11 protein-coding genes are annotated in these 14850 nt (G+C 55.7%); all 11 read right to left on the reverse strand.

Features of this window, described 5'->3' with window-relative positions:
• Nucleotides 1-177: 177 nt before the first annotated feature.
• Nucleotides 178-1092: a dihydrodipicolinate synthase family protein gene (locus ACYVHX_RS11530; RefSeq protein ID WP_460671789.1), complete on the reverse strand. Its 915-nt coding sequence runs from the start codon at nt 1090-1092 to the stop codon at nt 178-180.
• Between the two features lie 8 nt (nt 1093-1100).
• Nucleotides 1101-2249 (reverse strand): iron-containing alcohol dehydrogenase, encoded by a 1149-nt coding sequence (locus tag ACYVHX_RS11535; protein ID WP_460671790.1) that lies wholly within the window; start codon nt 2247-2249, stop codon nt 1101-1103.
• A gap of 13 nt (nt 2250-2262) precedes the next feature.
• A complete protein-coding gene (locus ACYVHX_RS11540; RefSeq protein WP_460671791.1) occupies nt 2263-3393 on the reverse strand; it encodes a sialidase family protein in 1131 nt (376 codons plus the stop codon).
• Between the two features lie 107 nt (nt 3394-3500).
• Nucleotides 3501-4199, reverse strand: a complete 699-nt coding sequence (locus ACYVHX_RS11545; protein ID WP_460671792.1) for a DUF3826 domain-containing protein — start codon at nt 4197-4199, stop codon at nt 3501-3503.
• Nucleotides 4200-4253: 54 nt separating this feature from the next.
• Nucleotides 4254-6104 carry an exo-alpha-sialidase gene (locus ACYVHX_RS11550; RefSeq protein ID WP_460671793.1) on the reverse strand — a complete coding sequence of 617 codons (1851 nt, stop codon included), beginning with the start codon at nt 6102-6104 and terminating at the stop codon, nt 4254-4256.
• A gap of 2 nt (nt 6105-6106) precedes the next feature.
• Nucleotides 6107-9247 carry a DUF6298 domain-containing protein gene (locus ACYVHX_RS11555; protein WP_460671794.1) on the reverse strand — a complete coding sequence of 1047 codons (3141 nt, stop codon included), beginning with the start codon at nt 9245-9247 and terminating at the stop codon, nt 6107-6109.
• A gap of 28 nt (nt 9248-9275) precedes the next feature.
• The gene (locus ACYVHX_RS11560; RefSeq protein ID WP_460671795.1) at nt 9276-10919 is read right to left on the reverse strand and encodes a pectate lyase family protein; all 1644 of its coding nucleotides are present in this window, start codon (nt 10917-10919) and stop codon (nt 9276-9278) included.
• A 268-nt stretch (nt 10920-11187) separates the two neighbouring features.
• On the reverse strand, nt 11188-12324 hold the full coding sequence (gene lepB, locus ACYVHX_RS11565) for a signal peptidase I (protein WP_460671796.1): 1137 nt from the start codon (nt 12322-12324) through the stop codon (nt 11188-11190).
• A 103-nt stretch (nt 12325-12427) separates the two neighbouring features.
• On the reverse strand, nt 12428-13159 hold the full coding sequence (dapB, locus tag ACYVHX_RS11570) for a 4-hydroxy-tetrahydrodipicolinate reductase (protein ID WP_460671797.1): 732 nt from the start codon (nt 13157-13159) through the stop codon (nt 12428-12430).
• A gap of 17 nt (nt 13160-13176) precedes the next feature.
• Complete coding sequence (locus tag ACYVHX_RS11575; RefSeq protein WP_460671798.1) at nt 13177-13857, reverse strand: DUF5683 domain-containing protein; 681 nt, start codon at nt 13855-13857, stop codon at nt 13177-13179.
• A gap of 75 nt (nt 13858-13932) precedes the next feature.
• On the reverse strand, nt 13933-14850 hold the full coding sequence (locus tag ACYVHX_RS11580; RefSeq protein WP_460671799.1) for a ParB/RepB/Spo0J family partition protein: 918 nt from the start codon (nt 14848-14850) through the stop codon (nt 13933-13935).

Here is a 14850-nt window from a genome sequence, read left to right on the forward strand (position 1 = left end):
TTTACGCCGGGCCGTCGCCAGTTTGGCTTATGCATTCTTTTTTTAAATATCGTATAACGAATTCTGCATAACGAATAGCGAATGTTGAACGCTCAAGATGTCATGGTTGAGGGGAATCGAACCCAAGCGACGGCCCACAGTAAACCGAAAACCGTAAAGCGTATCCTGTAGAAAAGTTCAAAGCTGAATTTCCTCTTTCTCCAAAGCCTCGGCTAACTCGGCTTTCAGGCGCATTTTGTCCGGTTCCGAAAGTGCTTGCAGGGGCGGCATCACGGTCGTTCCGCAAAAACCGTATTCCTGCATCAGCACCTTGAGCGCCCACAACGATTCGCCCAGCGTCCGGCCCGATTGGTAGAGGTGACCGAATACATCCGACTGGTTCTGGTGGTAAAACGCTTTTTCGTGATCACCCGCCAGAACCGCGTTCAGCATATCGCGGTAAATTCCCGGAAACAGGTTGCCCGTGCTGGGCACCAGCCCGTCGCTGCCCGCCAGCAGGGCGTGGGCCGACTGGCCCGCCCACCCCATAAAATGACTGAAATCGGGCCGGTTGGCCCACAACTCCAGCGATTCGGTCAGTCGGTCGGCATTGCGCTCCGAGTCCTTGATCCCGACAATGTTCGGGTGGTGGCTCAACTCGTCGATCACCGAAACCGGAATCGACATTCGCGTGGTTGCCAAAATGTTATACATGATCAGCGGGCCGTGTAACTGGTCGGCCAGTCGTTCAAAATACCGTTTCATCTGCGGTTCCGAAAGCAGATAATACGACGGAAGCGTAGCGGCTACGGCATCGACACCCAGGTCGAAACAGTAGTTGGCAAACTCGACTGAATCGTCCAGGCAATTGGACGAAATGCCCGCGTACAAAACCGTATCGCCAGATTTCTGGCGGGCTGCGGCTTTCACGAATGCCCGTTTGACCGACAAAGGCAGGGAGCTTGCCTCGCCCGTTGTGCCCAGCACAAAGGGCATGGCGTCGTGCGTGTGCAGGTGCCGAAGAATTCTTTCTACAGCCGCTTCATCCAGCCGGTATTTTTCGGTCAGGGGCGTCACCAGCGGAACCACCACACCCCGGTATTTCTTTTTCATTTTCATGGCTAAAAAGCGGCTGCATAAATCGCAATGGCGTCTTCGCGGCTTATTTCACGCGGATTATTTTTCAGTAATCGGGTAATTTTCAGGGCATCATCGGCCATTTGCGGAATGGCGTCCTCCGGTATACTGACCTCGCGCAACCGGTCCGGAATCCCGCACGCCCGGATCAGTTCCCTGACTTTCCGGACGCCATTCGCGGCCGTTTCCCTATCATCACTCCCGCGGTCGCAGCCCAACGCTACGGCTACCTGGGCGTACCGCCCCATCGCGGACGGTAGGTTGAACTCCATCACGTAGGGCAATAACAGGGCGTTGGAAAGCCCGTGCGCCAGGTGGAACCGGCTGCCCAATGGATACGAGAGCGCGTGCACCCCCGCCGTGTTGACCGGCCCCAGGCAAAAACCGCCCAGCAAACTCCCCATCGCTACCTGCGTGCGGGCTTCTTCGTCAGACCCGTTCTGCACCGCCCGGACGATGTGGGCGGCAATCAGGCGCATGCCCTCAAACGCATACAGGTCGATGAACGGCTGGGCAAATTTGTTCGTATAGGCTTCCAGACAATGCGTCAGGGCGTCGAGACCGGTGGCAGCCGTGATGGCCGGTGGCACGCTGAGCGTCAGCAAGGGGTCCACGTACACCACATCCGGCACCAGAAACGGGCTGATAATGCCTTTTTTCTGCTGATCTGCGTCATCAACCAGAATGGCGTTGGGCGATGCTTCACTGCCCGTTCCGGACGTAGCCGGCACACAGACCAGTTTTTTGCGTCGCCCGTTCAGATTGCCAATTCCGACCATATCAATGAGTGATTGCTCATTGTCGAGTTGGGCCGCCACCAGTTTCGCTACATCGAGCACGCTCCCTCCGCCGACGCCCAGCACCACATCCGGGTTGAAAGGCGTAACGGTTTGCATCAGTTTCTCGAAATCCGCAAACGACGGTTCCTGTACGATGCTGGTATCAAGTAGCACCTGGATCTGCCGGTCTTTCAGCGCTTCCACCAGACTTTTCAGTTGGTTCAGCAGCGGCTGAATCGTGACCAGCAAAACCCTCCGGGGCAACCACTGACCGATTTCCCCGGCCAGATTCGCCAGCGAACCGTTGCCAAATACCAGTTTTCCCGGAAAGTGTATTGTCAATTCCTGTGTCATTCGTTCAGTGGCCTTATTCCTTCGTGATCTCCTTCGCCATCGGGGCTTCGTAGCCGTCCAAAGCCGGCCAGATGCCATTCTGAATCAGCTTGGTTTTCAGCTTTTTCGGGTCAATCACCGCGTGTTTGATTTTTTGCCGGCGCCAGGTGTAAATTACGTGCACCAGGCCATCGTTGGTCTGAATAACCGACGGATACGAGTATTGACTTATGGGCGAATCTTCGAGAATCAGCGCGGCCGACCAGCTTTTGCCATCGTCCGAAACCGCCAGATTCAAGGGGGTGCGCGGTCCTTTCGCCAGCGTGCCCGGGGGCAAAACGTGGTTGTACACCAGCACCTGCCGACCGTCTTTCAGCGTCACGGCGTCGGTGCCCGAATTGTTGTTGGGCAAGGTGGTTTTGGCCAGCGGTGACCAGGTTTCGCCGTTGTCCAAGGACCACGATTCCAGGATCGCCCGGTCTTTGCTGCGCGCCAGCAGTTGAAGTTTTCCGCTGCCGTACGACAAAAGGCTGGGCTGGATGGCATTCAGTTGGGTGCCGTCGCTGATCGGTCCGACTTTTCGCCAGGTTTTGCCAAAATCCGGCGTCGCTTCAAAATGCAGTTTCCAGCCATCTCCTTCCGTACTCGACGGACAAAACAGGGTGCCGTTGGCCAGCAAAACCGGTTTGTTTTTCACCGGACCAACAAAACCGTCGGGCAGCGCTTTGGCGGCCGACCACGTCCGTCCGCCGTCCGGCGAGGATTTCAGCCAGCCTTTCCATTTGGCCGGACTCGGACCGATTTTGTAGAACAGCAGCAGATCTCCCTGCGGAATCTGGTACAAAACCGGGTTCCAGCAGGCATACCGGAGCGAGTCGTTGACGATGCCGTTGGCGACGTTCTGCGGAGGCCCCCACCGGCCGTTTTCCTGCCGACTCACCCAGATGCAAACATCCGGGTTGCGCTCCTTGGTGCCGCCAAACCAGGCCGACACCAAACCGGTCGGCGTTTCGGCAATTGTGGCCGCGTGGCTTTCCGGAAAAGGCGGTTTTTCCACGACAAACTCATCCGTCAGCAGTCCCGATTGCCATTTTGACAACTGGGCAAAAACCGGGTTGATTACGAACAGGCCCAGCAGCAGGATGTACTCTGTTTTCATTTTCATGTCGAATCACGTATTGGCGTCTTTGCAGGAAGGCCGATTCCGGACAGTTTTGGTCAGGATGACAAATCCTGACCAGCCCCGGTTGCACTTCCTACTAGAACAGAGAATTAATGGGTTGGCGGTTGCGGCCAGGCGGCTTTTTTGGCTTTGAGCAACGCGGTGTAGGCGTTGTACATTTCCCGCCAGTTCCGGCCGTTGGCGTTCAGGTATTGCTCGGATTTGGTTTTATAGATTTCGAAAATGGCCGAAATCTCCTTCATGCTTTTGTAATCGACGGCCTGTTCCCGGGCCTGCTCCATGAATCCGAGCAGGGTGGCTTCTTCTTTTTCGGTGATGTTCGGCACAATGGCCCGGTACCCCGCCATCGTGAAGGCCACTTTGCCAATGGTGTATTTATCCAGCACTGCGTTGATCTGATTTTGCTCCAGATCCTGCCGCAAACCTTCCATCAAAGCCTGATGAACCGTCGGCGGCAGGGCCGAATCCGCGATGAGTTGCCGGTCGAGCTCCGTCAGCGGTTTTCCGGTCACCGGGTTGATGCCGGCCGGAACGGTGGTGAACGGATGCCCATTGTGCCAGTCCCGAACCGCTTTCAGGTGGGTTGCCACCACCACCGCCAACCGTTGTTCTTTTTCCGGTTGGCTCAATTGCAGCGAGGCAATCCAGTCAGCCGCTTTCTTGGCTAGTTCAGCATCGGATTTAGCCTGGTTTTCCGCAGCCGAAACCGCTGGTTGCGGGGTCTGCTCCTGACTGAATACCGGCCTTGCCGTCGCGACCACCAGGGCCAGCAAGGTAAGAGTTACCATCTTTTTCATTTCCTGTTCAGGATGTGCCCCCGGTTTTACCTGCGGGCTGTTAAGTTATTCGGCCCGGTTTTGCGGTCCGCTCGTTTTAAAGGATTTAAGTACAAAAACCGCTTCGGCTTCCAGTTCGCCGGCTTTGGGCAGGTCGTAGCTTTGGTCGGTGGGGGTGTCGGCATCCGGAAAGCGACGCACCCCGCCGGTCCGGAACATTACGCGCCGAAACGACGCAACGGGTGCGAAAAACAGGCGATTGCCTTTCGATTGACCGTTGACAAAAACCGTAAACATCCGCTTGTCGCGGTCCAGCTCCACGCGAATATCGTACGGTTTTCCGGCTTCGTATTTCTGAATTTCTGAATCGCGGTAACCGACTTTGGCTTTGAAAACCCCGTCCGCATCGAACATCAGCCGAACGCCCGGGCTGCCTTTTTCGCCCTGAAATTCAATTTGTAAGCCGTTTTTACCCGGCTGTTGCGGAACCACCGAAAACTCGACCGTAACCTTTTTGGAATCCGGAATCACGCGCTCGGCTTTGGCGTAGTCGAACGGGTCTTTATCCCGCAAAACGAGTGCTTTCGCCCCTGAAACCGACTCAATTCTGGCGGTTGCAAAAAGCGGACTGTAGAGGTTCCAGGAGGCCAACTCCTCTCCGGCGGCCATCTGGGCGAATACGTCATGGGAATGCGTCGTCACGTTGTCGGTAATTGGAACCGGAACGGTAGCCACCCAGATGTCTTCCTTGTTTACGCTGTAGGTGAGCCATAAGTTGCCACCGGGCGGGGTGCCGTTGCCTTCCTCGATGCCCCGAACGTACTGGGGACCGTACGATTTATACGCTCCTCCGTAGCGCATGGCCGTAATTTCGCCGTTGATTAGCCACAAATTCCGGTAGGTTAAGCCGTCTTTGCTGGTGGAAATCGCCAGCGGCCAGCGAAATTCCGATGGATTGTAAACCGTCGCGTAGGCGCCGTCCGAGGTTTTCTGGCCCCAGATTTTGGCATTGCTGTTGACAAAACCGGGTGCCCGCACCGGGTCGTATTGCCACGTTTTTCCGTTGTCAGCACTAATAGTCGTCAGGGCGTGTTTCCACAGCCCCACCACCCGCTGGTCCGGCAAATGGTAATAACTAAACGCCTTTGCTTCTTTTTTGAGGGCTACCAGCGGATCGTCGCGGTCGGCTTCTTCGGCCCATTGTTGCATCATTAATGGATTGGCTAACAACTCGTTACAGGCTTCCACAAATCCTTTGTCCTTGGCGCTGGTGTAGAACGGATACGCCGATTTGGTGCGGTCCCAGGAGGCATTGTGCCGGATAAAATAAATCGGACCGAAGGTGCCATTGGCGTAGACTTCACGAACCACCCGGCCAATGCCGTTGCCATCGTTTGGATCATCTTTTGGCCCCATCACAATCCCGTAAAACCCCAGGGTTAGTAGGCGCCGGTTTTTGGTGACAAAAAAGCCCATACGCTGGTGCATAACCGCATACAGGTCTTTGGCCACTTCCGGACGACCGGTTTTTTTCCAGCCGTCCGGAAGTTTGTAGGGCGGAAAAAGGACCGCCGGTTTTGACCAATTGTAGCCGTCTTTGGAGGTCAGCAGCAAAGTTTGGCCGGGCGGAACGTGTTCGCCCACCGGGTTGCTGAGGTATTGTACGTAAAAGGTGTTGTTCCAGTAGGTCAGCATCGGCGCGTGATTGTACGTCCAGGTATTGCCCCCGGCCCGTTCCGGATGTTCGCGGTTGGCGCGAAACACCTGAATATTGTGCACACCCACCGCCGGACTCAACTGCCCGTGATGGTAATCGACATTGGAAAGCGTTGACCCCACGTACCGCACGGTATCCTGCGCCCCCGCATCCGCAAGCGGCAGCGCCAGAGACAGTACGATTGAGAGCAGTTGCTTCATGTTCATAATCCCTTGCTTTTTTTAACCCAGATCACTTCGGCCCCTTCCCATTGTTTTTTCAGGCTGACCACCGTTCCCCCTTTGACCACTTCCCTGGCTTTCAGCACCTGACCGGTTTTCGGATGAATGGAACTCACCAGAAAGGAGCCGGTTGCCTTCGTCAGATCCAGTGAAACCGGGTTCGCTGCGTCATTGTAAAGGATGTAGCCGCTTTTATCGTTGCCCAAAGCCCATTGGCTGGCGGGCGTGTGGGGCAATTCCACCGGCTGCATTTTTGCGGCATCGGCCAGAAACTGGGGGTCGGTTACAACCGGCAGATTGGGTATCGAACCACCCGCCATAAAAACCGCCCAGCCCATTGAATCGAAACCATCGGCCGAATAGGTAAGCGCCTTTTCCGGATAGTCCCGGCGGTATTCGCGCACGGCCCGGTACACCTGTTCAAACGAACTTCGTTTCGGATTCAGCAGCCGGGCGTGCTGACGCGGGGCCAGATTTTGACCACCGGCGGGGGCATAAACGGTGCCGTTCGCTTGGTAGTGCCAGTACCGAATGTCGATCAGATCAACCCCGGTGGCCCGTTTGGGATCAGCCAGAATCGCATCCTGCACCTCTTTGGTCGTGCTCAGACCAACCAGGGCGTTTTTTCCGGTTTCTTTTTCCCAGGCGCTGATGGTGTCGATCCAGAACTGGACAAACGCCAGCGGTCCGGTAAACTCCGCCCCAATCAATTGAATAACGCCCGAATTGCCCGCAAATGAATCCAGGCACTTCCGGATGTAGGCCCGATGCAGAGCCCGCCGAACCGGGTCAGAAACGTCATAAAACTGCTCGGCCATGAAAATCCGCTTGTCACCCGCGTACGGAGCCGGTTCCGGGAAGCCGGTTTTGTTGAGGTTGTTGACCGGGCGCCAGGGAAAATCGGCGTAATGCGCACCCGCTTCGAGGATGTTGTGCTGAAAATACTGCTGGTGAATCAATACCAGTCCTTTCTGGTCGGCCAGATCGGCATACTGTTTCAGCCGGTTCCAGTACCAGTGGTTGTACGTCGTCAGATCGTATTTACTCAAGCCGTCCCAGGCGGTTTCCCGACCACTGCGGGCAAACGGCAGTTCATAAAAGGGCGGCCAAACTTCGCCGTCCATCCGCCGGATGCGTTCGTGATCGTCGCGCCGACGGTCGTACCACAGGCCGTAATTATGGTCGATGGCTACCGTATTATTGACTTTCATTGAGTCGGTCAGGGCGGCCAGATCATCGGTCAGGCCCGGTCCTGTCTGGCCCGGCACAAACCGGGTGAGGTGCGGTTTTGCATTGGCCAGACCGTGGGGCCGGGCGCTGCCGTTCCACCAGGGCACCTCCTGCCGGCGGCCCGTTATCAGCCCCTCCGCGCGCACCAGTTTTCCGTTCAGAATTCGCATCGGGGCGGTTTTGACCAAAACCGGCTCCTTCGGTACGCCCATCGCATCAATCGACCGGGCGTCGGATGCCGTCGGAATGGGTTGCCGTTTGGCGGCCGCCGTGATGAAATCAACCAGCGTTGGCGCGGGAAAAACCGCCTGTCTGGTCAGGTCGGCAGCTACCTCGACTTTCGGACTGCTCGACGCTTCGGACCCGACTGGCAGCAGGATGGCCCGAACCGCAACGGAGTCACCCAGCCGGTCTTTCAATTGGGCGTAATACAAACTCCGGGGCTGAATGTGTTCGTTGGACATCTCCCAAAAACCGTCGCCGGCAAATTGCGCCCAGGTGCCAAACGCCCAGTTTTGGGCCGTGGGCGGCTGAAAACAATCCACGCGGGCGGCTGTGCACTGCCAGAAAACGCTGTTGGCCGCGTTCCAGCCCGCACCCTGTCCATCCTGCCCCCGATTGGCGAACCGGAGGGCATTGCCGTCGATGTTCACAATATCGAACAACACCCCCGACGCCCAGCTATCAGTGCCTCCACTGAAGCCGTTGGCATTCCGAGCCTCGCAATGCACAAAGGCATTCGGTCCGGCGCTGCAATACCCAACCGCAAAATCGTGAAAACCGGATTTGCTATACAACCGCTGGCCCAGCACCTGCTGCCCCCGAATCAGGAAGGTGTTCCGCCGTTCGCCCCCGATTTCGGAAACCGGGTCCAGCGACTGGCAATCTTCTACCGTGATCCGTTTGGCGCTTTCCTGGACAAAAACCGCCGAACCGGCGAAATGCCGGAAAACCACCTGCCGCACCCAGGCGTCCTGCACATTTTCGAGCACAACGGCCATCCAGCGGTGATCTTCGTCTTTGGGGTTGTTGGGGTTGAACGTCGATTCCAGCCGCAGGTTTTCGATACCGGCATTGGCAATGCGTCCGGGCCAGCTGTAGCGCGCAACCGTTCCACCACCAAAAGCCGAATCGAGCGCAGTGGTCAGGGGCGCGTCGAGGGTGATTTCGGAACCCTGCACCGCCGTAATCCGGCGGTCCCAGTACAGATCCCGCTGACCCGGTTTCCAGCCCAGGGCCGAAATGCCGCCCCCGAACTGGCCGGTTCCGAGCGTTTGAATCCATTCTTTCGTGGAAGGCCGGTGAATCCGCACGTTGTCTCCTGTTTTGAAATCCGCCGGTTTTTCGACCCGAATTTTCAGGGCATTCACCGGCACATACCGCTCGGAAAGGGGAACGGCAGCGGTCGTTCGCCGGTCGTTTTTTCCGGCAATGGTAATCAGATTGTCGCGGCTGTATCCCGTCCCGAGCAGGGTGGTCTGGCTGGTTCCGCTGCCGCGCAGAACGACACCCGAAACCGGTATTTTCAGGCTTCCCGCCACTTCGTGAATGCCTTTTTCCAGCAAAACCGCCCCCCGAACTCCCTCAGCATTGAGGGGTAGAGCGGCTACATAATCAATCGCGGCCTGAATCCGGCGGGTTGCGTCGCCTTTTTTAGCCGGAACAACTACTTTTATCGGTACGTTCGGAATGGCCCGTTCGCCCGCCCTATACCCGCAGTATGAAAAGTCCGGAATCCGGTTTCCCAATTCGTCCGGTGTATAAACCAGCCGGCCGTCCGATCCCAGCGAAACCGGTTTGGCCGTCGTTTTCTCCTGCGCATACCCTTCCCCGGCGTACCACAGGATACCCCAGAGCGAGAACAAGGCAGGAAAAAAGTGGATTCTAAACACGGTTTTTGGGGAATTAGGCTACTGATCTCTAGGTTCGGGGGCGCACCTGCTGAACCGGCACGACACTATTCAGATAATCCTCGATGTTCGTGTAACCGTCTTTGTTTTTATCCTGGCTGGCATCCGAGGCATCTTTCGGGTTCAGGCCGTTTTTGCGCTCCCAGTCGTCGGGCATTCCGTCGCTGTCCGAATCCAGGTACGGTTTTCCCGTGTATTCCGGATAGCCGCCCACCTGATTGATGTCCGTAATGATGCCATTTTTGTAGGAATCGATCGGCAACCGGCGGTGTTTGAACTGCGTTTCCGGCAATTTCACCTTTGGGTCATACGTAACCTTTCCGGTTTTGACCTGTTCCACCACGCGGGTATCAACCGGGTCACGCTTCGGCAACGTGGCCCCGGCGTTTTCCAGCACATACTCATACGCCTGCCGGGTCGGCAGAATGGTAAAGTCGGGCATTGGCAACGGCTTGTTCCATTTGATGTTCGCCGTGTATTTTCCGGCGTCGGCCAGCTCTTCCACCTGCACCCCCCCGGCCCAGTTGTCTTTCGTCACCTTGTCGTGACCTTCCACGATGTTGCCGTTGACGTACGCCCGGCCAAAAACCAGGTAGCCCAGTTTGCTCCGGCCCGATTCCGGTTTCAGGATGCGGTAACCGATGGGCGAATCTTTTGGCGTCAGCGGACCCGGTTTAAAATAGTTGTTGATAATATTGTACATAGCCCGGTAGTCGCCCCCGTCGGTGGAGCGGTGGACCCAGTTGAAGATGACGTTGTTGGCAAAATTGAAAATTCCGTTCCAGCCAATCGACGGATTCCGGCCCGCGTTGTCGGCCCAGAGGTTGCGCATGAAGGTGCAGTTTTCGCCCCCCAGCGTGCTGCCAAAGGCGTGATTCCAGGTATCGAGGGCTTCGGAGAATATGGAATTCTGAATCGTAATGTTCACCGTCGGCAGCTTGTCTTCGGCGGCTTTGCCGGTGCTGTCGTTGTACATATGGCGGTACATGGACATGTTTTCGTCGAGTCCCCAACTGGCCGAGACGTGGTCGATCATGATGTTGCCGATTGGATTGCCGCCAATGGAATCGTCGCGTCGGCCCACGAAGGTTTCACCCCGGCGAAACCGCATGTACCGGATCACCACGTCGTGGGTGTTGATCCAGACCGATTCACCGGCGACACAAACACCGTCGCCCGGGGCCGTCTGACCGGCGACGGTAATGTAGGGAGCCCTGATTATCAGCGGAGTTTTCAGCCGGATGATCCCGGCTACGTTAAACACAATGGTGCGCGCGCCCCCCTGTTCGCAGGCTTCCCGCAAGGTTCCGGGGCCTTGATCGTCCAGACTCGTTACGACAATGACTTTGCCACCGCGTCCGCCAAAGGTGTGCGCGCCCCCGCCTTCGGCTCCCGGAAATGCCGGGATGCTGGCCTGCGGCAGATCGACCGGGCGGGCGGCCCACGGGATATACGGTTTTCCTTCGCTGGCTTCCTTTTCGATGATGGGCAGGGCTTTCTGCCAGGCGATGTTGGATTGCACGGCCGCTTCGTTCAGCAACGCATCGCTTTGCTTCTGAACATCCGGCGGGATGGTCGGATACTGCGCCATAACCGTCTGTTGCGCGAAAATCAGCGCGATAGTCAGTACAACAGGAACCTTTGTTTTTTTCATGGTCAGAAAAACCGGATGGAAGAGGATTTGGGCATTTTACGCAATCCGTCCCGATACCGTGTAAGGGTGAATGCTTCGATTGTCTATCAAGCTCAAAATAAGTCTAAAAAATAGGGCAATACGTATATAATTTTTCCGGCAATGTATAGAATCTTACCATCCCTTATAAAATGCAGCGGCTGGAATGCTTTTGCAAAAAAAATCCCCTGCAATTGCCAAGTCGCAACGCAGGGGATTCAAAAATTGAGTTAACGAATGAGGTCCGTGCTTAATCAATGATGCGGAACAGGCGGTTCCAGCGGATTTTATTCAGGACGCTTTCCGGACTGGGGTCGATGGACATCCAGATGAAAACCGCCTTGCCCACAATGTGGTCGGACGGAACAAAGCCCCAGTACCGCGAGTCGGCAGAGTTGTGCCGGTTATCCCCCATCATGAAGTAGTAATTCTGTTTGAAGGTATACGAAGTGATTGCTTTGCCGTCAATTTTAATGGAATTCTCCGCCAGTTCCACCTTTTCATTGTCTTCGTATTTCTGAATGACCGGCCCGTACAAGGCGATGTTTTTTTCATCCAGCTGGATGGTAACGCCTTCTTTCGGAACCGTAATCGGTCCGTAATTATCGACATTCCAGGGGAACAGGGAAGACTGTGGATAGACCGGCTGAAACGGATTGACCGAGCCTTTGGGGGTGTTCAGAACCTCGATGCCCTGCACAAAATCCTGTTGCTTCAACAGGGCTGCGGTTTCCGCCGTGGTGTGAATCCGGTAGCCCGAAGCGTCGTTGGCCGCAATCGTGTCATTATAGGTTTCCGTGCTTTGCTCAAAATCGGTAATATCATACCGTTTGAAAACCTTCGCACTAATCACCGAATTGGTTTTCAGAAAATACTCGGTCTCGGATTTTACCGGATCCGGAAACGCCTGCCCGTTGACAAACACCTGGCGGTCGCGCAGTTCGAGCACATCGCCGGGAACGCCAATGCAGCGCTTGATGTAGTTCGTTTTCAAATCCGTCGGATAGTCTTCGGGCGGGTAATTAAAAACCACCACGTCGCCCGCCTTGACCGACGAAAAACCGGGTAGCCGGTATTGCGGCAACTGAATCCAGTCCAGGTACGAGGGAATTTCGGTTCCCCAGATTTTCTGGTGCGTCAGCGGTACCTGCAAGGGTGTTTTGGGCGTACGGGTTCCGTAGTGGAGTTTACTGACAAACAGAAAATCGCCCACCAGCAGGCTCTTTTCCATCGACGGCGTCGGAATGGTGAAGGCTTCCATAAACAGCCAGCGAATGAGCGTTGCCGCAACGACCGCAAAGACAATGGAATCGATCCACTCGCGAAAAGGTGATTTTTTCCTGACGGTGGGCTTCGTAGCCGATTCCTGATTTTTAACTAAAGACATGCTTTTAAAAAATAATGAATAACGAACAATGAACAGCGAATAGCGAACCCATCCGGATTCTTTTTCTTTCGTTATTCACCATTCAGTATTCGATGTTCGATATTTAACTAACACTTACGGTTTCGCCCAACAGGTCCTCCATGCCGAAAATGCCTTGCTTGCCCGCGAGCCACTCCCCGGCAACGACCGCTCCCAGCGCAAAACCCTGGCGGCTGTGGGCAACGTGACTGATTTCGATGGTATCAACATCCGAATCGTACCGGACCACGTGCGTTCCGGGTACCACTCCTTCCCGCAGTGACTCGATGGCCACGGCTTCGGCCTGTCCGGCGGTTTCGTTGACCCAGTGCTTTTTCGTCGGAATTTCACCGATGATTCCCTCGGCCAGTGTGATCGCCGTTCCGCTGGGGGCATCTTTCTTTTCGGTGTGATGCACTTCGGTCATCGAAACGTGGTACGACGGGTAATTCTTCATAAACCGGGCCAAGACTTTGTTGAGCCGGAAAAACAGGTTTACGCCAATGCTGTAGTTCGATGCGTAGAAAAAACCGCCCTGACTCTGGCGGCAGAGTTCTTCGATTTCGGCGCGGTGTTCGAGCCAGCCGGTGGTGCCGCAAACCACGGGCCAGCCGCGCTTCAAACAATCCCGAATGTTGCCGACGGCGGCTTCGGGCGAACTGAATTCAATGGCAACGTCCACATCGGTTTTATCCAGTGCGTCGAGGTCAGCCCGGTTGTTTACATCGATCCGGCCCGCAATTTCGTGGCCCCGATCCCGCACAATCTGCTCGATGGTTTTGCCCATCTTGCCGTAGCCCAGTAATAGTATCTTCATTCCAATTCGGCGTAAAATTACTTCTTAAACTGAAAAGCCAGCCGAACACCCGGCACCGGCACGGTTCCAACGGCGGGCATCAGCAAGTCCGGTTTCATTTTCAGGGTCAGGTCCTCCGAAATATCGAACGTTTTGAGGTGCGCCGTTACGTTGGCTTCGATGACGTTGACGCCCCACAACAGCGCCATGCCCAGAAAGTTATAATCCCGATACCGGGCCGAGGCACGCGCTGCGTTTTCCAGCCGGCCCACCGAAACTTCCCCGTAGCCTTCCACCGTCGTAACCTGCGGATTCTTGTTGTAGGCTTCGATTCCGTATTTCAGAAAAAACCGGTAGTCTCTGGAGTACTTGGTGGCAAAAACCGCCAGCGTCCCAAAACCGGCGTAGATGATCGGCACTTTCCACCAGTGACCGTTGTGAATCTGGCCCAGTCCCGGCATCAGGGCCGACAGAACGGTGGCTTTTTTCGGGACAATCTTGCGGATCCGGGCGTTTTGTTTGGCCGTCAGCGAAACCGTGTCCAGCGGCACATTCTTGCCCAACGAATCCACATTGATCGCAGTGGTTTGCGTCACCGAATCCCGTACGGAAGTAGCCGGAGTCTGCCCGATGGTTTTGCCACCCAGCAGGACCAGCATGCCCATCCACACGTATTTCGACCAATTCATCCCTTCCTTCCCCCGATGCATTCTGTTCATGGTTGTGGCCTGTTGCTAACGTAACTAACGAACAGAACCCGGCCGCTGAGCAGAATTTCGAAAAATTAACGTTTTTTAGGCTTTGTAATTCAGTACTTCCAGAATCCGGTTCATCTCATCCTGGGAAGTAAACGGTATTTTGATCTCTCCCTTATGCTTGTCGTCGGCTTTGATGGACACTTTCGTGCCAAACATCGACGACAACTTGAACTGAAGGCCGCGAATTTCCTGCTTGTAGGGCGTCGAACGGCGCTCCGGTTCGGCTTCGGGGGCCGTTGACAGGCCCCGGACGGCTTCTTCCACCCGGCGAACCGACCAGTCCTCATCGATCAGCCGGTTAAAGAGCTTAATCTGAATGTCTGGATTATCGACGTTGATGATGGCCCGGGCGTGCCCCATCGAGATTTTGGTATCGCGCAAAGCCGCCTGAATCACCGGGGGCAATTTCAGCAAGCGGATGTAGTTGTTCACGGTCGTGCGGTTTTTTCCGACCCGCGCGCCCAGCTCTTCCTGTTTCAGACTACACTCGGTGATGAGCCGCTGGTAGCTGAGGGCAATTTCAATGGAGTTGAGGTTTTCGCGCTGAATGTTTTCGATCAGCGCCATTTCCAGCATCTGCTGATCGTTGGCCTGCCGGACGTAAGCCGGAATGTTGATCATGCCGATCAGTTTCGATGCCTGCAACCGCCGTTCGCCGGCAATCAGCTGGTACTGGTCGCGCCCCAGTTGCCGCACCGTAATGGGCTGAATGATGCCCTGCACCCGAATCGACTCGGCCAGTTCCATCAGGGCTTCTTCGTCGAAGCGCGTGCGGGGTTGGTAGGGGTTGGTTTCAACGTGGTTGACGTTGATTTCAGTCATTGTCGAAATCGACTCATACGGCGACGGTTTGCTCGGTCGATTCACCTGGTCGCTATCGTGCAATAAGGCCCCCAATCCTCTGCCCAGACCTATCATTTTTTTCGGATTACTTTTTGCGTTCGTATTATCCAT

Source organism: Larkinella ripae (genome assembly GCF_054780775.1).